The sequence below is a fragment of the Bacillus litorisediminis genome, from assembly GCF_022808645.1.
Taxonomy (GTDB): Bacteria; Bacillota; Bacilli; order Bacillales; family JC228; genus Bacillus_BF; species Bacillus_BF litorisediminis.
Genome location: NZ_JAKZKT010000010.1, coordinates 98,508 through 121,567 on the forward strand (window position 1 = coordinate 98,508; position 23,060 = coordinate 121,567).

At 38.9% G+C, this 23,060-nt stretch carries 26 protein-coding genes and 1 pseudogene; 16 read left to right on the forward strand and 11 right to left on the reverse strand.

From position 1 onward, the window contains the following. Positions 1 to 277: 277 nt before the first annotated feature. From MLE14_RS07480 to MLE14_RS07490, 3 genes are all read left to right on the forward strand, one after another. Complete coding sequence (locus MLE14_RS07480) at positions 278 to 1,267, forward strand: nuclease-related domain-containing protein (RefSeq protein WP_243297731.1); 990 nt, start codon at positions 278 to 280, stop codon at positions 1,265 to 1,267. Between the two features lie 317 nt (positions 1,268 to 1,584). Beyond that, complete coding sequence (locus MLE14_RS07485) at positions 1,585 to 1,836, forward strand: hypothetical protein (RefSeq protein ID WP_243297732.1); 252 nt, start codon at positions 1,585 to 1,587, stop codon at positions 1,834 to 1,836. A gap of 283 nt (positions 1,837 to 2,119) precedes the next feature. Next, positions 2,120 to 3,169 carry a M42 family metallopeptidase gene (locus MLE14_RS07490; RefSeq protein ID WP_243297733.1) on the forward strand — a complete coding sequence of 350 codons (1,050 nt, stop codon included), beginning with the start codon at positions 2,120 to 2,122 and terminating at the stop codon, positions 3,167 to 3,169. 56 nt (positions 3,170 to 3,225) lie between these two features. Here the strand turns inward: MLE14_RS07490 and MLE14_RS07495 are convergent, their stop codons facing one another. Continuing rightward, complete coding sequence (locus MLE14_RS07495; protein WP_243297734.1) at positions 3,226 to 3,645, reverse strand: NUDIX hydrolase; 420 nt, start codon at positions 3,643 to 3,645, stop codon at positions 3,226 to 3,228. A gap of 357 nt (positions 3,646 to 4,002) precedes the next feature. On the opposite strand from MLE14_RS07495, the gene MLE14_RS07500 reads away from it, so the two are divergent. Continuing rightward, a complete protein-coding gene (locus MLE14_RS07500; RefSeq protein ID WP_243297735.1) occupies positions 4,003 to 4,389 on the forward strand; it encodes a hypothetical protein in 387 nt (128 codons plus the stop codon). A gap of 316 nt (positions 4,390 to 4,705) precedes the next feature. Here the strand turns inward: MLE14_RS07500 and lipA are convergent, their stop codons facing one another. Continuing rightward, a complete protein-coding gene (gene lipA, locus MLE14_RS07505; RefSeq protein WP_243297736.1) occupies positions 4,706 to 5,650 on the reverse strand; it encodes a lipoyl synthase in 945 nt (314 codons plus the stop codon). Positions 5,651 to 5,664: 14 nt separating this feature from the next. After that, a complete protein-coding gene (locus MLE14_RS07510; RefSeq protein WP_390628421.1) occupies positions 5,665 to 6,477 on the reverse strand; it encodes a lipoate--protein ligase family protein in 813 nt (270 codons plus the stop codon). Between the two features lie 741 nt (positions 6,478 to 7,218). On the opposite strand from MLE14_RS07510, the gene MLE14_RS07515 reads away from it, so the two are divergent. Further along, on the forward strand, positions 7,219 to 7,389 hold the full coding sequence (locus MLE14_RS07515; RefSeq protein WP_243297737.1) for an aspartyl-phosphate phosphatase Spo0E family protein: 171 nt from the start codon (positions 7,219 to 7,221) through the stop codon (positions 7,387 to 7,389). 35 nt (positions 7,390 to 7,424) lie between these two features. On the opposite strand, the gene hmpA is transcribed toward MLE14_RS07515, so the two are convergent. Both hmpA and spxA read right to left on the reverse strand, forming a co-directional pair. Further along, positions 7,425 to 8,654, reverse strand: coding sequence for an NO-inducible flavohemoprotein (gene hmpA / locus MLE14_RS07520; protein WP_243297738.1), 1,230 nt, complete (start codon positions 8,652 to 8,654; stop codon positions 7,425 to 7,427). A 228-nt stretch (positions 8,655 to 8,882) separates the two neighbouring features. Beyond that, positions 8,883 to 9,278, reverse strand: a complete 396-nt coding sequence (gene spxA / locus MLE14_RS07525; RefSeq protein WP_243297739.1) for a transcriptional regulator SpxA — start codon at positions 9,276 to 9,278, stop codon at positions 8,883 to 8,885. Positions 9,279 to 9,539: 261 nt separating this feature from the next. On the opposite strand from spxA, the gene MLE14_RS07530 reads away from it, so the two are divergent. Both MLE14_RS07530 and MLE14_RS07535 read left to right on the forward strand, forming a co-directional pair. Continuing rightward, positions 9,540 to 10,001, forward strand: a complete 462-nt coding sequence (locus MLE14_RS07530) for an RrF2 family transcriptional regulator (protein WP_243297740.1) — start codon at positions 9,540 to 9,542, stop codon at positions 9,999 to 10,001. 485 nt (positions 10,002 to 10,486) lie between these two features. Further along, the gene (locus MLE14_RS07535) at positions 10,487 to 11,143 is read left to right on the forward strand and encodes an HAD family hydrolase (protein ID WP_243297741.1); all 657 of its coding nucleotides are present in this window, start codon (positions 10,487 to 10,489) and stop codon (positions 11,141 to 11,143) included. A gap of 98 nt (positions 11,144 to 11,241) precedes the next feature. Here MLE14_RS07535 and MLE14_RS07540 read toward each other — a convergent pair whose 3' ends face one another. After that, a complete protein-coding gene (locus MLE14_RS07540) occupies positions 11,242 to 11,703 on the reverse strand; it encodes a CBO0543 family protein (protein ID WP_243297742.1) in 462 nt (153 codons plus the stop codon). A gap of 126 nt (positions 11,704 to 11,829) precedes the next feature. Here MLE14_RS07540 and MLE14_RS22435 point away from each other — a divergent pair, with 126 nt between their 5' ends. Together MLE14_RS22435 and MLE14_RS07545 are read left to right on the forward strand one after the other, a co-directional pair. Then, positions 11,830 to 11,958, forward strand: coding sequence for a hypothetical protein (locus MLE14_RS22435; protein ID WP_279326787.1), 129 nt, complete (start codon positions 11,830 to 11,832; stop codon positions 11,956 to 11,958). Positions 11,959 to 12,402: 444 nt separating this feature from the next. Beyond that, positions 12,403 to 12,612, forward strand: coding sequence for a hypothetical protein (locus MLE14_RS07545; protein ID WP_243297743.1), 210 nt, complete (start codon positions 12,403 to 12,405; stop codon positions 12,610 to 12,612). Positions 12,613 to 12,977: 365 nt separating this feature from the next. Here the strand turns inward: MLE14_RS07545 and MLE14_RS07550 are convergent, their stop codons facing one another. After that, positions 12,978 to 13,802: a hypothetical protein gene (locus MLE14_RS07550; RefSeq protein ID WP_243297744.1), complete on the reverse strand. Its 825-nt coding sequence runs from the start codon at positions 13,800 to 13,802 to the stop codon at positions 12,978 to 12,980. Positions 13,803 to 13,986: 184 nt separating this feature from the next. Here MLE14_RS07550 and MLE14_RS07555 point away from each other — a divergent pair, with 184 nt between their 5' ends. The 3 genes from MLE14_RS07555 to MLE14_RS07565 are packed head-to-tail and all read left to right on the forward strand — an operon-like array spanning position 13,987 to position 15,330. Further along, entirely contained in the window at positions 13,987 to 14,430 is a 444-nt protein-coding gene (locus tag MLE14_RS07555) for a DUF2589 domain-containing protein (RefSeq protein WP_243297745.1), read from the forward strand. 14 nt (positions 14,431 to 14,444) lie between these two features. Then, a complete protein-coding gene (locus tag MLE14_RS07560; protein WP_243297746.1) occupies positions 14,445 to 15,041 on the forward strand; it encodes a DUF2589 domain-containing protein in 597 nt (198 codons plus the stop codon). Between the two features lie 16 nt (positions 15,042 to 15,057). After that, positions 15,058 to 15,330 carry a hypothetical protein gene (locus tag MLE14_RS07565; RefSeq protein WP_243297747.1) on the forward strand — a complete coding sequence of 91 codons (273 nt, stop codon included), beginning with the start codon at positions 15,058 to 15,060 and terminating at the stop codon, positions 15,328 to 15,330. A gap of 197 nt (positions 15,331 to 15,527) precedes the next feature. On the opposite strand, the gene MLE14_RS07570 is transcribed toward MLE14_RS07565, so the two are convergent. The 4 genes from MLE14_RS07570 to MLE14_RS07585 all read right to left on the reverse strand — a co-directional run bounded on the left by MLE14_RS07570 (position 15,528) and on the right by MLE14_RS07585 (position 19,686). Continuing rightward, entirely contained in the window at positions 15,528 to 16,481 is a 954-nt protein-coding gene (locus MLE14_RS07570; RefSeq protein WP_243297748.1) for a CBASS cGAMP-activated phospholipase, read from the reverse strand. Then, positions 16,459 to 16,917, reverse strand: a complete 459-nt coding sequence (locus MLE14_RS07575; protein WP_243297749.1) for a hypothetical protein — start codon at positions 16,915 to 16,917, stop codon at positions 16,459 to 16,461. The genes MLE14_RS07570 and MLE14_RS07575 overlap by 23 nt, the downstream gene beginning before the upstream one ends. Next, the gene (locus MLE14_RS07580; RefSeq protein WP_243297750.1) at positions 16,907 to 18,031 is read right to left on the reverse strand and encodes a nucleotidyltransferase domain-containing protein; all 1,125 of its coding nucleotides are present in this window, start codon (positions 18,029 to 18,031) and stop codon (positions 16,907 to 16,909) included. The genes MLE14_RS07575 and MLE14_RS07580 overlap by 11 nt, the downstream gene beginning before the upstream one ends. Positions 18,032 to 18,399: 368 nt before the next feature. After that, complete coding sequence (locus MLE14_RS07585; protein ID WP_243297751.1) at positions 18,400 to 19,686, reverse strand: SGNH/GDSL hydrolase family protein; 1,287 nt, start codon at positions 19,684 to 19,686, stop codon at positions 18,400 to 18,402. Between the two features lie 433 nt (positions 19,687 to 20,119). Here MLE14_RS07585 and MLE14_RS07590 point away from each other — a divergent pair, with 433 nt between their 5' ends. From MLE14_RS07590 to MLE14_RS07605, 4 genes and pseudogenes are all read left to right on the forward strand, one after another. After that, on the forward strand, positions 20,120 to 20,410 hold the full coding sequence (locus tag MLE14_RS07590) for an LCP family glycopolymer transferase (RefSeq protein WP_390628435.1): 291 nt from the start codon (positions 20,120 to 20,122) through the stop codon (positions 20,408 to 20,410). Next, positions 20,391 to 21,296: pseudogene (locus MLE14_RS07595) on the forward strand (UDP-glucose dehydrogenase family protein); the annotation flags it as partial. The gene MLE14_RS07590 and the pseudogene MLE14_RS07595, both read left to right, overlap by 20 nt. Then, a complete protein-coding gene (locus MLE14_RS07600; RefSeq protein WP_243297752.1) occupies positions 21,277 to 22,302 on the forward strand; it encodes an SDR family NAD(P)-dependent oxidoreductase in 1,026 nt (341 codons plus the stop codon). The pseudogene MLE14_RS07595 and the gene MLE14_RS07600, both read left to right, overlap by 20 nt. Positions 22,303 to 22,558: 256 nt before the next feature. Continuing rightward, positions 22,559 to 22,951, forward strand: coding sequence for a DUF7830 domain-containing protein (locus tag MLE14_RS07605; RefSeq protein WP_243297753.1), 393 nt, complete (start codon positions 22,559 to 22,561; stop codon positions 22,949 to 22,951). The last annotated feature ends 109 nt before the right edge of the window (positions 22,952 to 23,060 follow it).

Below are 23,060 nucleotides of genomic sequence, written 5' to 3' on the forward strand. Positions count from 1 at the left end.
AGTTCAGTAAGGGGGGAGCTGAGTTCGGTAAAACAATATTGAGTTCGGTAATAGCGGCGCCGAGTTCGATAAAACAGTATGGAGTTCGGTGAAATTTATGCTGAGTTCGGTAAAACGATCCTAAGTTTGATAAAAATAGAAACTAATTCTCAAAAAAGGCGATAAATGTGGAATCATTAATGCAATTAGGACCACCTCACCAAAAAATAATAAAAAAACAGGATTTCTTAATCCAGTAAGCGAACTTCATAATGATAATATTTAAAGGAGTGAAGCTATGATAGAAAAATATCGTACAGTTCCCGAACAGCTTGTCAAAGAAATTGTATTAAGCCAAAGAATCTCCCCGAATCATCATCTGCAATCTGCGTTAAAATCCTCAATAAATATTGGAAAGGCCGGCTATAAAGGTGAAAAAGAGGTAGATTATTATTTAGAACTCTTACCTCATGATAAGTTCCGGATGTTCCAAGGTCTCAGGTTACCTCGTGATGACTATTATTTTCAAATGGATAATCTCCTGTTAAAGAGTCAGCTTATACTGATAATCGAAGTAAAAAATATAGATGGAACGCTTTTCTTTGATCAGGAGCATAATCAATTTTACCGAATAAACCGGCACACAAAAGAAAAACAAAAAATGAAGGATCCATTTAAACAAGTGAAACGGCATAGAAAACAATTGTTTCAATGGATGGCAAAACACGGTTTTCCAACTGTACCTATAGAGTATTTAGTGGTAAACACCAATGAAGATACATTATTTGAATCGAATGGAGGTCAGCACGATACATTCGAAAGAATTATTCATTCTGAGTACTTGCTTGAAAAGGTACAGCAACTTGAACAAAAATATCGGAAGGAGTTCCTGACCGAAAAAGATTTAAAAAAGATGACTAAGCAATTGTTGAAAGAAGATTCACCTTTCACTTTTAATGTTAAACAATATTATAATTTTGATGAAGCCGACCTAATTAAAGGTGTCCGATGTCCCCAATGTAATGCAATTCCAATGACCTGGCAGAAAAGGGCTTGGGAATGTATGAAATGTAAACACCGTTCGAAGAATGCCCACATTTCAAGTCTTCGTGATTATTTCCTCTTGGTTTCTCCCATTATTACGAACCCAAAATGCAGAGAATTTTTAAAATGTGACAAAACCGATACCATAAGATATTTACTTAAATCGATGAATTTACAAACTACAGGTAAAAAGAAAGGATTCCAGTACATCCTTAGCTTTCCCCCATCCCCAATATTAAAATAAGGGAAAAAAGTCCATTCCAGCTTAACACGAACGTAAATGTTCTGTTTCTTTCTTTACAGCTTGTCCCACTTTCTTCCCAACTTAGGGTTTTTAGGTTTTAAACCCTATAATTAAGTCTAAACATATAGAGAGTAAGCGCTGCTCAACCCTTTTCACTGTTCAAGGAAGCTTCCGATTCAGTGGCTAGCCACCTATAAATGTATTTTTTTAACAAAAAAATTTTAAAAAACATGCAAGATTTTTTTCGTCTTGGGCAATATAAATTCGAGACCCAAGAGGTCAAAGTCCAAAAAGAATGAATGAAAGGGGCTAATCAAGTGAAAAAGAAGCTTTTAACACTTCTAAGTGGTTCTGTTTTTGCCGCTATGCTTTTAGCTGCATGTAATGTCAACGATGACCAAAATCCTCCTCCAGAAGATGACGTAATCGAGGATGAAAACGGAGTTATCGATGAAAATGGTAACAACGAAAACGGCGATGATTTAATTGAAGGTGAAGGTCCAGTCGATGAACTCGAAGAAGGACTTGATCCAAACGAAGACGATAACAATAACAACAACAATCAATAATGGAACATTAACTAATTGATAAAGGACAGGCTCCTAAAGTGAATCTGTCCTTTATTTTGTGGAAATTTTCCTAAAAAACGCTGCGTTCCCCTACCTCATCAGCACCTCAAAACCGTCCTCATGAATGTGCCATATTTCCTATTTAGTTTACAAAGTATTTACCCTATTATTAATGTAGTAAAAATTGACACGATTTCTACATTTTTTGTAAAAAATAGCTTATAATAGAAGTTATTACTGTAAAATTTCTAAATATTTCAAATAGGAAAAAGGAGTTATTTTTATGTTATATCCCAATACGGAAGAAACCATTGAACTGCTGCAGCAGTTAGTATCTATCCCGAGTCCTTCGGGTAATACCTTTGAAGTGATTTCATTTGTAGAAAATTATTTATCACAATTGGGCGTAGACACTTACCGAAATCGAAAAGGCGGCCTCATTGCAACACTCCCAGGCAAAGACAACACCCAACATCGGATGCTAACGGCTCATGTTGATACATTAGGGGCGATTGTAAAAGAAATTAAACCGAGTGGACGTCTTACGTTAGACCTGATCGGGGGGTTCCGCTATAACTCGATTGAAGGGGAATACTGTGAGATTGAAACAAGATCAGGCAAAAAATATACGGGAACGATTTTAATGCACCAAACTTCAGTCCATGTTTATAAGGATGCGGAAAAGGCCGAAAGAAACCAGGCAAATATGGAAGTTCGCATTGATGAAATCGTACATAACAGTGAAGATGTTCGCAAGCTCGGGATTGAAGTAGGAGACTTTGTTTCGTTTGATCCGCGCGTTCAAACTACTGAAAGTGGATACATCAAGTCCCGCCACTTGGATGACAAAGCGAGTGTTTCGATTCTGCTTCAAACGATCAAACATCTGAAGCAAAACAACATTGAACTGCCTTATACCACTCATTTCTTAATTTCAAATAATGAAGAAATCGGATACGGCGGAAACTCCAACGTGACACCAGAAACCGTTGAGTATTTAGCAGTGGATATGGGGGCAATCGGTGATGGCCAATCGTCGGATGAGTACACCGTATCCATTTGTGTAAAAGATGCAAGCGGCCCTTATCATTACCAATTACGCAAAAAATTAATTGAAATCGCCGAAGAGAATGGAATCGGCTATAAATTAGATATTTACCCATACTACGGTTCCGACGCATCCGCTGCGATTCGTTCCGGTCACGATATTGTTCACGGACTTATTGGCCCTGGGATTGATGCCTCTCATGCATATGAGAGAACCCATAAAACGTCTATCGAAAATACAACAAAGCTAATTTATCACTACCTCCAATCGAAAATGGTTATATGAAACAGAGGGACGGTTCTTGCGTTTCATGAAACGCAAGAACCGTCCCCGTTTTGCTTTTAAATTAATGGTTCTAAAGCGAACACATTATGGTTTTCAAATTCCTTCATAATTTTGGGCGTCAGCAATAGTTTCATCTCTTCCTTGGTACACCAACGTGAATCGGTGTGCTCTTTTGAGAGGGTGACGGTTTTGCTATTACTGCTGCATAAATAGGTCAGCATGACAACTTGTCGGGTTGGATCTGTGTGAAAAGTAGTGGCATATAAAATTCTCTCGACTGTAACACTCAACCCTGTCTCCTCTAGAACTTCTCGCATGAGGGCTGATTCTAGCTGTTCGCCAAATTCAATTTTCCCGCCAGCGCATTCCCAAGTTCCGCCGCCTACTTCATCTTCCGCCCGCTTCACAAGCAAGACCTTGCCCTCATTTACAATGACCCCTTTAACAGCTACTACGATTTTGTTTGCATTGACCATAATTGCACCTTTTCTTTATATTTTTCCATTTATTATAACAGTCCGTCCTTTTTCCAAAAATACACATACCGCACTTTTCAGAATAACTTCCACCCAGTAGCAAACGCTAAAAAAGAGAGAATGCGCTCGCAACGTGAAACAGAGGGACGGTTCTTGCGTCTCAGAAATAAAAATTGAAACAGGAGAACCGTCCCTCTGTTTCACAGAACGAAAAAATGAAACAAGAGAACCGTCCCCATGTTTCGGCAAAATGTGACGGGATTTTGCAAGTTTTTCTTTGGCAAGTCGAAAATTTTATGATAAGGTAAAATAATGTAAATGGTGATTGATGAATTTGTAGGGGGTCATTTCTCGAACATGAAAAGTGAACTTACACCAGGAGTGAAAATTAGTATAACCAGATCGATTACGACTGCCTTTGAGCAATACATGGCAAATATCGAGTGGAGCGATAAACTGTATAGTTTGCCTGAATTTGTGAAGGAATGGCGGATCTATATTGAAAATCATGCATCCTGGTATGGTAAATTAAGCCATGAGGTGAAATCCTCTCCAGAATTCCACCAGTTTTTGGCGGATAAAATCAATGAAACATTAGAAAAAATTCTGTCGGAAGAACCAACGGAAGAACAAATGAAAGAAATCGAGGAGCTTGAAAAACAACTAGGCCGAGAAATAGACTACTCATGCAAGCTCGAAGCGAAATATTGGATTGATACGCTTAAAAAAAAACAGAACAGCTAAAGCCTGTATCTGAAAAAGAGTTTCGCTATGCAGCTCTTCTGTATCACACCGCATTTGACGAGGAGTTGGTGGACAGGGGCTATACGAAGCAAGACCTCGACTACATCATAGAACTCTCACAAAAAAAGCTCTATATCGATGAGCTTCAACACCAAAGTGAGATGGGCTTTGACCCGGACGAGCACAGTCATAAGCCTCTACACTGATAGAAAACCGCAAGTTGGACGCTTGCGCTGCGCAGCCACTACTGAAGAACTTATAACTTTTTTATAAAATAAAATCGGCTCCCGGGCGGTATACCCCGGGAGCTTTCATGTTAAAATTGAAAATCTACCTCTTTATTTTCCTGTTTTTCGTAGCCTTTCATGTATGTAATTCTGCGTTGGATTGCAGAATGGGAGACTTGTTCATCAGCATGGTATGAGGATCTGACTAATGGGCCTGATTCACAATGACGGAAACCTTTTTCCAGAGCAATTTCTTTTAATTCTTTAAACTCATCCGGGTGATAATAGCGCTCGACTGGTAAGTGCTGTTTCGTAGGCTGTAAATATTGCCCAATCGTCATGATATCGACATCGTGAGCCAATAAGTCATCCATTGCTTGCAGGATTTCTTCTTTTGTTTCGCCTAAACCCACCATGAGACTAGATTTGGTTGGCGTATCGGGCGAAATCTCTTTCACTCGCTTCAGTAATTGTAAAGAGCGGTCATACGTCGCTTTTGCCCGAACGCGTTTTGTAAGTCTGCGAACGGTTTCGATATTATGGTTAAATATATCAGGCTTGCTGTCCATCAATGTCTGTAGACTTTCATAATCACCTTTCATGTCTGAAGGCAGGACTTCAATTGTGCATCCAGGATTTTTTCGGCGAATGGCGCGAACCGTTTCTGCAAACACAGCTGCACCGCCATCATTTAAATCATCACGGGCAACTGCGGTTACGACCACATGCTTTAACCCCATAATTTGAACCGAATCCGCAACACGTTCCGGTTCACCCCAGTCCAGCTCTGTTGGCATCCCGGTTTTAACGGCACAGAAGCGGCATGCCCTCGTACAAATGTCTCCAAGAATCATAAATGTGGCCGTTTTTCGCTCGCTCCAGCATTCATGTATGTTGGGGCAGCGCGCTTCTTCACAAACAGTGTTGAGGCGTTTTTCGCGCATTAATTTTTTTAAACCGGTATAAGATTGGTTTGTATTAATTTTCGTTTTAAGCCATTCTGGTTTCCGCACATATTCTGTTTGCTTCGTCATTTCCGATCACCTCATTAGCTTTTTTGTACGATTTTATAATTTAAATCCTCATACTTTTTCGCTAGTTTCTCTACTTCTTCCCACTGTGTTCGCGTCAGTTTAAAAGGAATAGGGTTAATGCCAAGTCCTTCTTTAAAACCTTCCAGAAAAGCTGCTTTCACACGTTCCAAACTTACCTCTTCTTGTTTAATCTCTTCAATAGTCGTTGCTTTTTGATGGAATTTTACTTTTTTATGTTGACGGATTGCTTCATTGGGGAAGTTGAAAAGATCAAAAAGCAAATCAACATTCATAGAAATCGGAATCGATCCATGTTGTAATAAAGTGCCTTTTTTACGAATCTGGGCATTTCCAGAAACTTTTTTCCCTTCAAACACGAGTTCATAGAAGGCAGGCCTCTCAAAACAAACAGCACTCGATTGATCTCTCTTTAACTGGTCCGAGTATTCGACATCAATGCCAAGCTGCTTATAACCCATCAATAAGCCTTTTGAGAGTTTAAGATAAGCTTCTTTAATAGAAGGCGGGATGTCTGGATGGTTCTCACTAATAACAATACTATAAGTGAGTTCATCATCATGCAGCACTGCACTGCCACCTGTCATGCGGCGTACGATTTCACAATTGTTTCGTTTAATGGCCTCTAAATCAATGGTGGAAAGATCCTGAAAGTACCCAAGTGATAGACTTGGATTTTTCCAACTATAAAAACGCAAGGTTGGAGGAATGAGTCCATTACTATTCCACTGAAGCAAAGCCTCATCCAACGCCATATTCATTGATGCCGACATGGCTTCAGTATGCAGAAATCCCCACAGCTGTTCCAATTTCTTTCCTCCTTCGTATTGAAAGTTAAAGGGTATTAATTGTTAACCCAATAAAACAATAACGTAAACATTGTCTTTAATAAAGAGCAAAAAGAACTTTTTAGACTATTTGTCAGAACTAAACTCAAATTTTAGCTATCTTGTTATTGGTGGAATTGATAGATATACTAAATGCAGTAGCCCATAACAAACTGATCCGTTTATCAGAGTTATACCATGTATCAGTAGATTATATATTGGTTAGAAGAAGAACAAAATAAAGATATGTCAGATATAAAAAGTATCATGGAGTCAAATGAGCTTCATTGGAATGGGATAAAACTATCGGAAAATGAATTAAAACCGATTCGTGATTTGTTAGAAATGGTTGCGTTAAAAACTATGAATAATGTAAAAGTCGAAGATCTAGAGTCTTCGTTTTTTTATACTTTAGGAAAGTATAAAATTAGCAATGATGCAGATTCGACGCAGTCAAAATTTTTAGGAATAAAGAAAGTGCAACTAGTTCAATAGCCTGCACTGAAGGCTTGGCGCTACCCAAGTTTTCTTTATAGAAAAAGTTCACTTTAAGAGAACTTTTTATTGATTGTATGGGAACATTTTACTAATATGGAGAAAATATAAAAAATATCACTAAAAGTGAGCGTTTTATTGATTTGCCTGATAGTCTAAAGATATTTAGGGGGAAATGGAGGATATCAGAAAGAATATTTAATTTCTGTATGAGTGGAGTTGGTCATAATGAACAGATTTCAACTAATGCTGTTACAGAATGAAATTGAAGAAAGTCGCCAGGAGCTGCAAAAATTGGCCCTTACAACCGGCTCGCTGTTACACCCAAACGTTCTATCTAAAAGTCAGGAATTGGATATTCTTATTACTAAATTTTATTCATTGACAGACAGAGAATAGGTAGGTGGCTAGTACCACCTACCTGCTTTTTTTTATTAGTTAGCCAAAACTTCTTCCGTTTTTTCAATACTCATTGATGGTCCAAAGAACTCATAATGGATCCGATCCTCATCTATGCCGATTTCCTTAAGCGTGCCAAATACATGCTTCATAAAACCAATAGGACCACAGAAGTAAAACTGACTTTTAGCAGCATTAGGTACAATTTGTTCAAGCCATTCTTTTGTCACAAGCCCCTCTTTGTGGAATCGACCTTCCTGTTTATCCTCTTCGGTTGGGTCACTATAGCAAGCATAATAGTGAAGAGAAGGGTGCTCAAAGTTTTTCGCAATAATATCTTCACGGAATGCATGAACCCGACCATTGCGGACAGCCTGAATCATCACGACTTCACGTTCTGGCTGAGCGGCCATCACGTGATTCATCATACTCATTAACGGAGTTACACCAACCCCTCCGGCAATCAGAACAATTGGATCATTGGAATTTAAATCCACTGTGAAATCACCCGCTGGCGCGCTAACTAGTAGCTGGTCACCCTCATTGACTTGGTCATGGAGATAGTTTGTCACAACTCCGTCTGGCTGAATGCCATCCTTTTCACGCTTCACGCTAATTCGGTAATAATCTTTACCTGGTGCATCGGATAAGCTGTATTGGCGGATATGCGTATATGTTTCCCCAGGAATCTGATCCAGTTTGACACTAATGTATTGTCCGGGGATAAAAGTTGGCAAATTGCGGTTATCCGCTGGTTTTAAGTAGAAAGAAATAATCTCGTCACTTTCCTTCACTTTCTTAGCAACCATAAATGGAATGAAATCATCCCAGCCAGCTGCTTCATACATTTCTTTTTCCACACTGATAAAGGCATCCGCAATTACACCGTATGCTTCCGCCCATGCATTGATAATTTCATCAGTCGCCGCATCTCCCAAAACATCCTTAATCGCAGCCAATAAATTCTCGCCAACGATTGGATAATGTTCTGGTTTAACACCGAGGCTTCTGTGTTTATGAGCAATTTGTTTCACGACAGGAATAATTTCTTCTAACCGGTCAATATAAACAGCTGCTGCATACACCGTATTGGCTAGGGCCGTTTGCTGTCTTCCTTTTTGCTGATTGGCATGGTTAAAAATATTTAATAATTCAGGGTGGTTTTCAAACATCATCTGATAAAATCGCTTCGTAATTTTCGTGCCATATTCCTCAAGCACAGGAACAGTAGACTTCACAATATCAATCGTTTTTTGGCTTAACATATTCGGTCACCTCATGTAAAAGATGTATTACAAATATATCTTTACACGAACCGGAGTTAAAAGATATATTTAAAATACATCTTTAACAAATCCGACAAATCTTCTTGGCGATTTTGTGAAAAATGAAACAAAGGGACGGTTCTTGCGTTTCACAAAACGCAAGAACCGTCCCTTTTTCAAAATCGATTCTGTATAGTAACCTAGTGGGGAAAACCTGAAATTATTAGATTAGTCAACCATCTTCAAATACTCATAACGCTCGTACTCACGAATTTTACGCGGCAGGAATCTGCGGATTTCATCTTCGTTAAAGCCGACGTTTAGTCTTTTTTCATCCATGATGATCGGTCTGCGCAACATGGATGGGTTATCATGAATTAATTGATATAATTCTTTGAGCGGAAGACTATCAATATCTACATTCAGTTCTTGAAAAGTCTTAGACTTGGTTGAAATGATTTCCTCAGTCCCATCTTCAGTCATACGCAGAATTTCTTTAATTTCATTAATGGTAAGCGGCTGAGAAAAAATGTTTCTTTCTACATATTCAACATTATGCTCTTCAAACCAAGCCTTTGCTTTGCGGCATGATGTACAGCTTGGTGATGTATATATAGTTACCATAGGGATAACATCTCCTATATTAAATGATATAAAATCCTAATTTCATTATAAATCTTCCCGTTTTAATCGGAAATAGTGCATAAGCCTCAAAATAGTAAATCTTGAAACTGAGACAAATTATATACCCTTCGCAAACCTCTGTCAATACCTCTAATTAGTAAATATCTCCCAATTCCCCGAGCTGAAGCATCTTACATATATTTTTCCATCAGCCTGTAGTAAACTTATAGAATATACTTCCCCTATTATAAGGAGGAAACTATGCGACTGACACAGTTTTCGGATTACTCGTTGCGTGTCCTTATGTATCTGGCAGCAACCCCTAAAGATGAACTATGCAGCATCCAGCAAATCGCAGATGCTTATGGAATATCCAAAAATCATTTAATGAAGGTGACCCACCAGCTGGGAAAATGGGGCTTTGTTGAAACAATCCGCGGCCGCAATGGAGGCTTGCGATTAGCGAAGGATCCAAAAGAAATCAACATTGGCACGGTCGTTCGCCATACCGAAGAGGATTTTCATGTGGTAGAATGCTTTGACTCTGGCATGTGTGTGCTAGCCGATATCTGCCGGTTAAGAGGTGTCCTCGGCAAAGCGCTGCAGGCATTCTTTGAAGTGTTAGACCAATATACATTAGCTGATTTAACGGAAAATCGTTCAAATTTGCAAACAGTTTTAATGAAAGTGAATAACATGGATGAAAAGGTTGCTGACAAGTAGCCTTTTTTTTATAAAATTTATTCTTTATAACACAAAAATGGGCCGAACTGATGTGAATCCATTCCGTTTTACCGAATTGGGCGCCCTTTAACAGAAGTCAATTCAATTTAACCAAACTCATAAGCTATTTAACCGAACTCAGTCACCATAAAACCGAATTCAGAGTCGCATAACAGAACTCATCAACCCGGAAAACGAACTCGCAACCACTTAACCGAAGTCAGAACCCGATTAACCGAACTAAAAACTGTATAACCGAACTCAACCACAGAATAACAGAACTCAACTACCGAAAAATAGAGTCAACCACCGAATAACAGAACCCAGTCCAACTAAACGGACCCGCAACCACCCATTTGAAAAACAGCATCACCCATACACACAACCCACCACCCAGGTATTACAAAAAATTCCCCTTAACAAACCCGAAGTTTTGTGATAGGATAGAAAAAATTTACCCAAAAAAGAGCAGGAGGGCGAAAGCAATGGGAAAACGAGTAATCTTATTTGATTTAGATGGAACGCTGTATGATAGTGAGGCAGTTTATGTCAAAGCCTTCGAAACAAGCTTCATGGACCATCAGGATCGCCCGCTTACTCCAGAAGAGCGAGCCTACCTAGTGGGAAAACCGCTCCACCGTGTGTTGGATCAGTGGCTGCCGGATAAGAAAACGTCATTTCTAGCTAGCTTTTTTAAAAACTACGAAAGTCTGTCTCATCACTGCAAGCCATACGATGGTGTCATTCCGCTAATTCAGAGTCTCTATGATCAGGATTATAAACTCGGGATTGTTTCTTCGAAAATAGGAAAATATGTGAAAGCAGAAATGGAATCGACCGGATTGCTCCCGTTTTTCGAGGAATTCGTTTGTGTCGATGATGTGAAAAATCCGAAGCCAGACCCCGAGCCAATCCTTGCAATTATGGACCTGATGGGCGGGGTCGACCGGAACAAATGCCTGTTCATCGGCGATCAATGGTCAGATATGCAAGCAGCTAAAAAGGCTGGAATTATAGGGGTCGGTGCTACTTGGGGAGAGGGAGAAGCAGGAAAATTGCTCGATCACGGAGCACAATACATTCTAACGAAACCGCACAAGCTCTTTGATCTCCTGCAAGTAAAATTCACGCATGTTTCTTAAATCAAACAGAGATATATGTAAACGGTGGGGACTCTTCCCACTGTTCATATTGCTCGCATTCCTCTATATAAAAACCCCAAACTCCTTCTTGAATACCATTACTCTTTTCCAAGCCTGTTTATGATATCTACTGCGATCCGGACAACAATCATGACAATAAAGGTGCTTATAAACGTGTGCATCCATGTCCATGTTTCGTACGCAATTAAATCAGTATATTTTTCCAGGACAACCTCAACAACAGTTAATCCCGCAGTATACAATACACATTGAAAAACGATGCTGATATACCTTGAATGGTAAGTGGTTTGATAAAAGTAAATACAAACAACAGGAAATAGAAGATATTCGTAAACAATACTTTCATCAAAATATTCACTTAAAAATCTTACAGGATATTTGAGCATTTTTTCTTTGACTACTATATGACCAATAAATGCTGAAAGATAAGCATTCAATAGGAAAATTAAAATCCAGTCTTTAATGGATGGTTTCCGTAAACTAAAAAATAATAATACAATTCCGATGAAAAATAATACCCATAAAATAGCTCTTTCCATGAAAAATCCGCCTTTAATAGTAATTGCTTCTATATATTATTGCCAAATCAGCGGTCATACAATAAGCGAAAACCGACTAATCAAACGTTTGTTTAAAAAATCAGAGGTGAAACAGAGGGACGGTTCTTGCGTTTCATGAAACACGGGGACGGTTCTTCTGTTTCAGCAAGAAAACATAGGGGTATTCGGGCCATTTCCGGTGCAGAAGTGGTCCTTTTTATTGAAATTGGGGTTAATTCTGGCTGGCAGTTATAAAATAACCGAACTCAGTGACTGATAACCGAACAAAGCGGCATTTAACCGAACTCAGGAGGTAGAAAACCGAACTTGAAAAGTAAATAACCGAACTTAGAAGGGGATAACCGAACTTAGGGTTATCGTAACCAAACTTAAAAACGGATAACTGAACTCAGGAGGAAGCAAACCGAACTCGCAAGTAAATAAACGAACTCAGAGAGGCCAGAATTGAGGAGACCACTAAAGAAGCAATATCAAAAGATAATGTTACAAAAACCTCCAAACCTCAACAACACACTGATTATACAAACGTTTGATTAAAATCCACAACATCCAAGCAATCCAAGGGCTCGCCCTCTATCCGTCCCCGCAAATCCTGTCAAAAAATAACCGGCCTTTACATAAAATTCACATCTACCACTTGGTAAACGATGGTAAAATAATAGTAAAGGGGGTATCTAGATGGCAGAAGTAATTGTGATTATCGCATTGGTTGCGGTGTTCGTGTTTCTATTTATTGTTGGGGTCAGCAGTCAAAATCAGGGTACTAAACGGAGATACCGCAATGATACAGACACTTCCAGTCCCGGCAGTTTCTTTTGGAAAGATTCCGCAGACGGATTCGATGGCTCTGGAGGAGGAGATGGTGGTGGCGGCGGTGGCGGTGAGTGACCGCCGCACCGACTGCTTTTAATTGCGGTAAACCCGAACCGGACATAGAATCCGTTATTTCAATAAAACAGTGCCAATTAAGGAAATTTGCGGACAGGAGATCCGTTATTTGACGAGTTTGCAAAGAAAAAGCCTTCATTTATATGAAATAACGGAACCAGTGTCCACATAATCCCCAAAAATCCTTCATTTTTCAAAAATAAAGGAACCAGTGTCCGCCAAGCCCCCGCCACGCCGCCATCCACACATCTGCGCTTTGCTATAAAGCAACCGCTTGCACACCCATCAGCTCACCCGCAACTACCCCAATCCAGCCGCCAACCCCCCGTCCATCCTCGCCAACCCCCCGTCCATACTCTCCATCCTTAAAACTCCATCTTAAACGCCATCACCTGATGTACTCCAACATACGACCGCAGCAAATCCGGATACTTCGCATACATATGCGCATAACGAAATCCATCACCCTTAGCCAGGATATGACACCATTTCGCTCCGTCCTCTTCGCTCGCGACTAAATAAAAGTCATCGAGCACACCAGCGCTCTCAAGCTCTCCGGCATTTAAGTTGAAATCCCCAGCAATCAGTACAATATCATCTGCCGCGCCAGCTGCTTGTAAAAACAAATTACTTCTTTGGAAAATCTCAACCGTTTCAACTAACCCGATTTTACAATGATGGTCAGACATAACACCGCCAAAATCCTTTTTCAATGACCCATGCAAACTAAACGCATGAACCGTCCGTCCATTCTCAACGAGCTTGAACCTTTTATAGACCGGCCACCTCATATGTAATGCTAAATGAGTCAGCGCTCCTTGTTCAAAAGCATCCTTGTTCCGAATCCACTGCTTAATGTGAACATTCGTATATGGATCGCAATTCACATGAACACTCTGGCTATCAGCCACTACTCTCTTTTCATCCCATGCCCACAAATAAGATTTGTTGTTCAGTAAATACTTTGGCTGGGTATCGGCAATTTCCTGGATATACTCGGTCTGATACGAGAAACCTTCTGCGACTTCCATTATTTCTTTTCGGTCACCGCCAGCCTCCTGAAACACCATCAAATCCGGGAATCCAAAAAGCTTCATTTCTCGCGCAACATCTTCTAAACTCCACTGAAAACCGTCTCTTTTCCAAGTTTCTCCACCTGGATTCCAGGAATACAAAACAAAACTAGACATCCCCCATTACCACACTCCCCGATGAAATTAACCAAAATAAGCGTACTCGCGAAACTCCGCAAATATTACCTTGAATTACCTCCTATATAAAAATGGGAATAAAGGACCATTTTTATAAAAAAGGAATAAACAATTTTTGGCAGGAATATTGGTAATGTGTACCAATTATGGGAGGGATCGAACCATGTCTGAAGTGGTATTCAAAGATCTGATCTCGGCAATTAAAACATCAGTTGTAGAAGCAAGTGATATGGTGGCAAGGAAGCAGGTCGAAAATTTTCAAAGCTTGTATTTTCAGAAAGACGGGACTCCCAATACGGTGAAAATGCGTTTACCTTCCAGCAAATTCGAGGGGGACCAACCGAAAGAAATCGAAGTACCGCTCATCTGTATTGCACCTACCTCGTCGTTTAAGTTAAAGGAAATCTCCCTCGATTTCAGCGTAGAATTTACAGAGCTTTTTGGCCCATCCAAAGATAACGGGAAAAATGACTCCTTACATGCGAGATTGGTAGCAGGAAAACTAGAACACCCGAATACGGCTAACATATCTATCAAAATCGAAGGAAGTGATCCCCCCGAAGGTGTTCTGAGAATCAATGATTATTTTACTAAATTCTTACCTTAAGGAGATGAGGAAAAATGGAAAATGAGCTCGTAAACATGGGAGAACAGTTTGCAGGACTACCAATCGAAACACTTATTGCAACACCACTGAAGGCAGCATCGGACACCCAAGTGCTGCTCGCAAAATCAACGTATGACTTTATCAAAACAGTTGGGTTTGATCAAAACGATCAGGTCAGAACCGCGAAGTTTGCCTTCAAGCGAACTAGCATTGATCCAATTGATCCATCCCAAACAAAAGAAGAAGTCGTCATCGACGCGCCATTCCTATCACTCGTAGCCATTCCAAATTTACAAGTGGACTTTGTGGACATTACGTTTGATATGGAAGTGAAATCTTCCTTTATGGATAAAAGCGGGACACAAGCAGAAGCAGGGGGAGAGCTCACCATCAGCGGAGGGTACCCGCCATTTTTCTCAGGCAGCTTAAAAGTACATGGAAGTGTTTCTACTTATAAAGAAAACGTCAGAACCAGCGACAACTCAGCGAAATACCATGTCGCTGTAAAAGCATCCAACGCAAAACCAAGTGAAACACTGATGAGAATCATGGACTTAATGTCACACGCGGTGATTCCTGCATCCAGTACTCCAGCTCCGAACCCAGCGTAATGGGGGAGGGTAATCAGTGGATGATACCTTCGATTTAACCGATGTCGGGTATATAAAAAGAATCACAGTTGGCAACACAGATCCTACTAATCTCAAAGACGAATCCGTCATTGAAAGGCAAATGGCCGAATTAAACTTCTGCTTGGAAAAAGATTTCCCCAAGGGAAAAATCGTTGGCCAAGAAAAAAACTTTCAAATACTTCGGATTGGCGAACACCAGGTAGTCTTACAATCTATTACCTATCATATCGGATATAAACGCCGACCGGCAAGGTTTGAAAATAGGTAAAAAACGGTCCATCAACCTAGAGTTGGCGGGCCGTTTTTAGTTTGAACAAAAGATTGCTTAAGAAGCAAAAATGATTTAGTTATCTATGGTTGAAATATGTACAAAAGGGGAAGAAACTCTTATTCAATTCCTTACAATAATCATTAAACAAAATGAAAGAATTAAAGAGTTAAAATATCTGCTGCTTAGAAATTTTTTCATACTGCCTGCATTTTCAATTGATAAAAAGGTATGAATGGTTCAGCTTTTTCTTTGAAGAAAATATTCTCTAGTTCAGGTAACGCTTTTCGAGCCTCAGAGTCACCGAGTCCTTTTAATGAATTTATCCCTTTAATACCATCGAGTGCAAAGCGATTTTTTGACATCATAACGTCGTATCTATAGACATTTTCATGTCCAGCAAGAAGCATTGCTGTTCCAAGGGATTGTGAAGATTGACCACTCATAAAAGTATCAACCAATTTTAATCCCCAATATCCCAGTCCTAACCCCCGTTTTCTCCCCCAATCAACAGAGAAGGGTTCAGAAGTACACCCTATGCTCAAGACTGTAAATTCGCCTTTTTGCCAACCTAAAACACCAATTGCTTCCACAACTGCAGGACCTACCGGATTATTCGCCCATATACCACCATCAACTAACGAAATGCCTTTTTCTGTTATCATACTTCGAAAAAAAGTTGGAGCTGCAGAGGTAGCTCTTGCAGCTTCTACGATTGTTTTTTTATAGTCATTTTTAAACCGTTCATGATGGGCAGTTTTATAAATATGAACCTCACCTGTATCAAGATTCAAAGAGGGGATCATGACACGTGTTTTACATTCACCAATTCGTTTATCCCCAAAACATTTTTTTAATGCCAAATCTAATGGTTCCTCGCTATATTTTGCAACAGAAATCCAGCGCATAGTCTTTAATAACCGATTCCCTTTAAAAATATTGGGACCTTCATTTTCATAAAATCCGAGAATGTCCTTTGCACTCATTCCACTTGCAAGACCTAGTGCAATAATACCTCCTGTTGAAGTACCGACAATTAAATCAAAATAATCCCCGATGTTTTCCCCGATCGATTCCTCTAACGTAGCAAGAAAGGAAGCTGGAAACACCCCTTTAATGCCTCCACCGTCAATTGACAGCACTTTTTTCACTCTTTTTCCCCCTTACTTTAAAGTGCTCTCCTCCACCTAACCATTCTCCAGTTGCATGCCACATTTCGTAGTAATATAACCAAAGGCTTGTCCATGGGACGATTGTATCCGCAACAAACATTTCTTTTGTCCATTCTTTTTTTCTTGGTCGAAACAGGCAAAGTTTTTCCCCAGGATAAATGTGTGGAATTTTTTCATCTCCACGTTTTTGTAGTTTAGGTGAAAGGATGATAACTTCTGGCTGGTTCATGTCCAATGAATAAGTAACTTGCACAGTATAGTTGGCACTCATTTCAGTTGGTTTAAGTTTCCCTATCCAAATTACCGTATTTCTCTTCCAGGTTACTTTAAAATCTGGAAATATTTTTTCCATTGCAATGACCTGTTTAGATAAAGAGAGTTTGTTTTGTTTAAAGAGTGCCTTCTTATTCACCATAGAACGTGTTTTTCCTCACAGGTACTGCTTGCTCCTTTGTAGCAGCTACAAGGAGTCCAGATGTTCCTAAAACTCCCAGATTTGATGATTTACGGGCTTTTTCCATAAGTTCGGCTTGTTCTTTCAAGCTTTCGTTGATGATGTTCTCACCAAACATGATCTTTAGTTCTTTTGCAATCTGATCGATGCCTTGAATTTTGTTTAGCTCATCCCAGCGTTTGTTAAAATCGAGGATAAAATCAACGAATGATTGGTAAAGATCTGGATTTTCATCCCACCGTTCACTTAGGTCTTCCTTTGCATTTGTTGGGTTTAAAACAATGATTCTGCCCTCTTTTGGAATATTCACAATGATTTTATTCAAAATTACACTAAGTGCTTCATTGACAGATACTTGTCCATCATAATACTTTCCTGCGAGCGTAGTAAGAACAATACTAATTGGAGCTGAATCAGGATTCTTTTCAAAGTAAATATCACGATATCGTTTAATAAGTTGGACTGCGCGTTTTAAAGGCGGTTTCCGGGTTGGATCATCCATCGGTAGTGGCTGGATGGAGGCGGCTGCTTTTTTCTCAAGTAATACTCCCGAATACAGATTAGAGCGTTCATTAAACCAAGCTGCATATCCTTTAGGATTACTATCTTTCCAGTCTTTTGCTTTTCTGTCGGGAACTTTTACATTGGTGTTAAATCCTTTATCAGTAGGATGAGCAGGTAGGATATCCATATGAAATTCATTGGCGTAATTTAACCTAATGCAGCGGTTCTTTCTTTCTACCATAGCCTTATAAGTGTCATGTTCTTTGAGGCGTTTTTCTATGGAGTCAAGAAGTTGAATTGGATTCTTGTTATGCCAGTTTTCGTCAATTTCACAAACTAAGTCCAAATCATATTCTTGTTTTAGGAGTGGTTTCACTGTGGTGCTGATACTTAAGGAACCTTGTGGATAAATTTCTACTTTTTTTCCCTTAAATTCTTCGCCATTGGATAACCAAGTTCCAACAGCTTTGTATCTTTGTTCTGCTAGTTCACGTTGTGTTTTACTTATTTGGAGCTTGTAACCAACACGTTGCAATAAATCGTCCAACTGATTACTCAAACCATTGAACATATTATTCCCCCTTATTATAACGAATGTTTGTTCTATTTTTTTAGTATAACCCAACTGGAATAACTTGTTCAATCAGGAAGCATCAACAGGTTGATATATTTTTTATAGAAAAGTTTTAGTTAATTGATACTTTTTTTAAATAAGGAATACACTATTGTACCGCTAATGAAACAGAAGGATAGAGACGAAAATAATGATTAGCTATCGGGTGCATTAATTCGATGTGTTATTAAAACAGGGGTTCAATATGCAGAATTTGTATATAAAAGCCCTGCCTTTATACAAAAAATTTACTGTATCAACAACAATTTTAAATTACTAAATACAGATAGACCCTCTTATTATCATTTAATATTTAATTGAAGAGTTTAATCCTTTTCCAGTGAATCAATAATATTCTGAAACATCATCTGATGCCCATAGTCATTAGGATGCAATCCATCAGCGAGATATTTGGATGTATCCATCCCTTCAAATATCGAGTAGTTGTCGATTAAGTCAATACCGTTTTCCTGCGCTACTTGAGTAATTACCTTACAGACTTCTTTCGTATCGAAACTATATATGCCCGGATCATTATTAGCTGCAGGGTTTGGACACATGAGAATGAGATTTCTATTTGAATTCACTTCATCTAGAAGAAGCTGTAAATTCTTTTTGAATTCACCTGCCCCTTTTTCGACCCCATTAGCAATAATACGATCGTTGGTACCTAGCTGAATGAATAGATATTGATCTTCATCATTGATCGCATTTCCATCACCCATCGTATTGCCTTCAAGGTTGTTGGCTACATAACTCCTGGTCGTTGCCCCAATGATTCCTTGATTAGAGATCTTAATCGTTTTGTTAACGATGATCCCGCCTATTTTTAAAGTCTGTTGGCCATCGGTATCATTCTTAACCGTTTTGATTTCTATTAAAGCGTCCTTTACATAGTCAAATGAGTGTGTGCGACGATTGTCGTAGCCATCTCCGCTTGCAGGGAAAATGCCCTGTGACACTCCATCAATCAACAATTCATAGTCCAAACTATTCTCTGTGCTATCAAAGGACAAGGTGAATTCTTTCCCCGTAAAGCGAAATCTAATAAACCCCGTACCCTCTGACACATCAAAGTTTAATTGTTTACCTGAAACAGAGTCTTCATTTTGTTGTACTTCTTGTGAAGCATCTCCCTCTGTTCCAACTTCAAAATTCTCTCCTTCCGGAAAAACAATCACTTCTTTTTGGTACTCGACTATAGATTCTCCGCTGGGTGACTCACTCCAGTTGGATAACAAAGGAGCTGAACCATCCATGTACTCAGAACCAATGTAACGCTTAAATTCATTCACAAAAGACTGCGAGTCAAAATCATCTCTTCTGTCAGATAAAGTACCATCGCGACCACTAGCATAATCTTCTGGGTTCCCTGTTGCTGTCAAACCCCATGTAATAGAATCTCCGATAAAAACGATGCTCATATATTGTTCTAAAGGGTTAGATAACGCAATCTTTAATTTTTTTAGCTGACTTAAATTAGGCTCTGTTTCTTCTAAAGGATTCTCTTCTATTGTTGAGCTTATTGTATTACTTGTATTTTTATCCATTATAAAAATACTAGATATGATTAATATAGAAAGAATAAAGAGGAATAGAACTTTTTTATTCAAATGACCACCGCCGAAACATTTTACAAATATTGTATCAAGGAATCTGTATCTCTTCTATTATATTCGTACTATACTGAAAAAAGATTGACGAATCCTGACAAAACAGGTACCTTTTCCTTATACCAATTAAGGAAGTGCAATGATGTCGAAAAAGAAAAAAATTATCCTGACAATTGTATCAGTAGTAGTCGTTCTCCTAGGTGCAGCAGGAGTTTACGGGTTCAATATATATCAATCTTTAAAAGAAACAACTGAAACTATGCACACGCCGGTTGACAGAGTACAGCCGGAAAAGCGCCCGGCAAAAGTAACGCTTGAAAAGAAAGATCCATTTTCTGTTCTATTAATGGGTGTGGACAAACGGGAGTATGACAGCGGACGTTCGGATACAATGGTTGTCTTAACCGTCAATCCCAATTCGAGCTCTGTTAAAATGCTAAGTATTCCAAGGGATACAAGAGTTGAAATTGTGGGGAGGGATATGGAGGATAAAATCAATCATGCTTATGCTTATGGTGGGGTGGCGATGTCAATGGCTACCGTCGAAAATTTCCTCGATATTCCGATAGATTACTATATTGAAATCAATATGGAAGGGTTTAAGGAGATTGTGGATGCAGTTGGAGGGGTTGAAGTTCATAACGCTTTCACCTTCAGCTATGAAGGCTACACCTTTGAAGAGGGAACCATCCAATTAACCGGAGAAGGGTTCTGCTGTACATAATACATTACATGCAGAAAGAATTATTATTGGAACAGAAAGTAAATGGGCAGAAGAAATGCTTATGAAGATTTATGAGCCATTTCATCTGCCCATTGTTTCTGTAAATAGAAGATCAGCAGAAATGATTAAATATGCTTCAAATGATTTTCTTGCCCTTAAAATTTCATATATGAACGACATTGCGAATCTTTGTGAATTGGTTGGAGCGGACATTCAGGATGTTGCAAAAGGTATGAGCTTTGATGAACGGATTGGAAGTAAATTTTTGAATGCAGGTATCGGTTTTGGTGGATCATGTTTCCCTAAGGATACGAAAGCACTTGAATATATTGCAAGACAACATGGATATGAATTAAAAACTGTAAAAGCTGCCATTGATGTGAACAAAGAACAAAAAACAATGTTATATAAAAAAGCTAGCAAGAGACTTATTACTTTTAATGGTCTAAAAGTAGCAGTGCTAGGCTTGACATTTAAGCCAGGTACAGACGATTTAAGAGAAGCTGCATCGCTTGAAAATGTACCTTTATTATTAGAGCAAGGCGCAGATATATATGCATTCGACCCTGTTGGAGCCTTTAATTTTGCTAAGATGTACCCAGAAGGTAAGAGTGGACAAGGTTCTATTACGTATGCAAACAATCCTGAAGAGGCTTTAGAAGGTGCAAATGTTTGCTTTATCTTTACTGAATGGGGAGAAATCAAAGCAGTAACTCCTGAAACATATAAGAAGTTAATGCGAACTCCTTTAGTATTTGATGGTAGAAATATTTATGATGTAGATGACATGGAGAAAGCCGGAGTGGAATATCACTCTATTGGCAGAAGATCAACCAGTAGAGAAGGACTGAAGGAGATGAAGAGTCTTGAATTACATACCTCTTGATACAGGAAAGACTTATCTAGTTACGGGAGCAGCCGGATTTATTGGGTATTACTTATCTAGAAGGTTATTAGAGCAGGGTTGCAGGGTGATTGGGATTGATAATATCAATGATTACTATGATGTGAATCTGAAATATGCCCGTTTGGAGCTGCTTGAGCCTTATGAGAGGTTTACCTTTATTAAAGGGGATATATCCGACAAGGCTCTAATTATGAAAGTCTTTGAGGAGTACAAGCCTAATGTGGTCGTGAACTTAGCTGCACAAGCGGGTGTACGTTATTCAATTGAAAATCCAGATGTTTATATCCAGAGTAATATCATCGGTTTTTTTAATATTCTTGAAGCTTGCAGGTATAATCCTGTAGATCATCTTGTCTATGCTTCTTCAAGTTCAGTATATGGGGCAAATAAAAAAGTACCATTTGAAGAAACTGACTTTGTTGATCATCCTGTATCCCTTTATGCATCTACCAAGAAATCAAATGAATTGATGGCACATACATATAGTCATCTGTACAAAATACCAGCTACGGGACTCAGATTTTTTACAGTTTACGGACCAATGGGGCGTCCGGATATGGCCTACTTTGGTTTTACCGATAAGTATTTTGATGGGGAGCCAATAAGAATCTTTAATAATGGAGATTTTGAAAACGATCTATATAGGGACTTTACTTATATAGATGACATTGTCGAGGGGATTGAAAGATTGATTGGACATCCACCTAGTGATTCAGTTCCTTATAAGGTATACAATATTGGCAACAACAGTCCGGAGAAATTAATGGTATTTATCGGAACATTGGAGAGAGCATTAAGTAAATCCCTAGGCAGAGAAGTTTTATTTGAGAAAATCTTTGAGCCTATCAAGGCAGGGGATGTACCGGCCACCTATGCTTCTACAGATTCACTGCAGCATGCTGTTGGATTTAAGCCGCAGACTCCGATTGAAGTTGGATTACAAAGGTTTACGGATTGGTATGTGGAGTATTATAAAAAGAAGTAATTAAATAATAGTGTTATAGAATAGCTGCCAGAAGGATGTTATACCAAGTAGTCAAATTAAACGAACAACGAAAAACATTATATGGTGAAAAAGTAATGAAGGAACCCACTGAGAAGGTGTTAAGCCTTTTGGTGGGATATTTTTTTTTGCCGTTATTTGAATGCAAAACTCTTTCTTATTTATTAGCATTTCCATTATTATGCACATTGATATAATAGGTCTTAGAAACTATTCGATTTGAAGGGATGTGTATTGCTTGGACTCGGCCTACCTACATAATTCCATCTTTAACATTGAATTGAAAAAAAGAGAACTAGAACAACAAAATTTAAGCCGTTTTGAAATAATTCGTTCGTTTGAAGATAATTATCGTGTTTTTTCAAAAAAGAGTGCATTTACTTGTTTATGTTGTAACAAGCCAGTTAATATGAATTTAACTAAAGATGAGGGAAGACCTTTTTATTTTCGCCACAATGATGAGAGTGAATGTTCTTATTCAGAAAACACCAGAACTTATGATAAGCATGTTTCTAAATTGGAGGATAAATCTAAAAAGGATATTGGTCTCACCATTTTCCGAGAGATATTAGAAGGTGAGTTGAAGCCTTTTGATGTTGAGATCGAGAGAGGGTATAAATGTCAACGATAATATGTACACTTTTGCTCGTTTTAGAATGTACAATTCTGCTATTCGGACTTTGGTATTATCCCCCAGCCTTTCTGTTTCTTTTGCTGGGGGGAGGTTTTGTTAATCTAAA

Coding starts and splice junctions, on each gene's coding strand:
- MLE14_RS07480 (WP_243297731.1), top strand. CDS start 278: ATGATAGAAAAATATCGTACAGTTCCCGAACAGCTTGTCAAAGAAATT.
- MLE14_RS07490 (WP_243297733.1), top strand. CDS start 2,120: ATGTTATATCCCAATACGGAAGAAACCATTGAACTGCTGCAGCAGTTA.
- MLE14_RS07495 (WP_243297734.1), bottom strand. CDS start 3,645: ATGGTCAATGCAAACAAAATCGTAGTAGCTGTTAAAGGGGTCATTGTA.
- MLE14_RS07500 (WP_243297735.1), top strand. CDS start 4,003: ATGAAAAGTGAACTTACACCAGGAGTGAAAATTAGTATAACCAGATCG.
- lipA (WP_243297736.1), bottom strand. CDS start 5,650: ATGACGAAGCAAACAGAATATGTGCGGAAACCAGAATGGCTTAAAACG.
- MLE14_RS07515 (WP_243297737.1), top strand. CDS start 7,219: ATGAACAGATTTCAACTAATGCTGTTACAGAATGAAATTGAAGAAAGT.
- hmpA (WP_243297738.1), bottom strand. CDS start 8,654: ATGTTAAGCCAAAAAACGATTGATATTGTGAAGTCTACTGTTCCTGTG.
- spxA (WP_243297739.1), bottom strand. CDS start 9,278: ATGGTAACTATATATACATCACCAAGCTGTACATCATGCCGCAAAGCA.
- MLE14_RS07530 (WP_243297740.1), top strand. CDS start 9,540: ATGCGACTGACACAGTTTTCGGATTACTCGTTGCGTGTCCTTATGTAT.
- MLE14_RS07535 (WP_243297741.1), top strand. CDS start 10,487: ATGGGAAAACGAGTAATCTTATTTGATTTAGATGGAACGCTGTATGAT.
- MLE14_RS07540 (WP_243297742.1), bottom strand. CDS start 11,703: ATGGAAAGAGCTATTTTATGGGTATTATTTTTCATCGGAATTGTATTA.
- MLE14_RS07545 (WP_243297743.1), top strand. CDS start 12,403: ATGGCAGAAGTAATTGTGATTATCGCATTGGTTGCGGTGTTCGTGTTT.
- MLE14_RS07550 (WP_243297744.1), bottom strand. CDS start 13,802: ATGTCTAGTTTTGTTTTGTATTCCTGGAATCCAGGTGGAGAAACTTGG.
- MLE14_RS07555 (WP_243297745.1), top strand. CDS start 13,987: ATGTCTGAAGTGGTATTCAAAGATCTGATCTCGGCAATTAAAACATCA.
- MLE14_RS07560 (WP_243297746.1), top strand. CDS start 14,445: ATGGAAAATGAGCTCGTAAACATGGGAGAACAGTTTGCAGGACTACCA.
- MLE14_RS07575 (WP_243297749.1), bottom strand. CDS start 16,917: ATGGTGAATAAGAAGGCACTCTTTAAACAAAACAAACTCTCTTTATCT.
- MLE14_RS07580 (WP_243297750.1), bottom strand. CDS start 18,031: ATGTTCAATGGTTTGAGTAATCAGTTGGACGATTTATTGCAACGTGTT.
- MLE14_RS07590 (WP_390628435.1), top strand. CDS start 20,120: ATGCTAAGTATTCCAAGGGATACAAGAGTTGAAATTGTGGGGAGGGAT.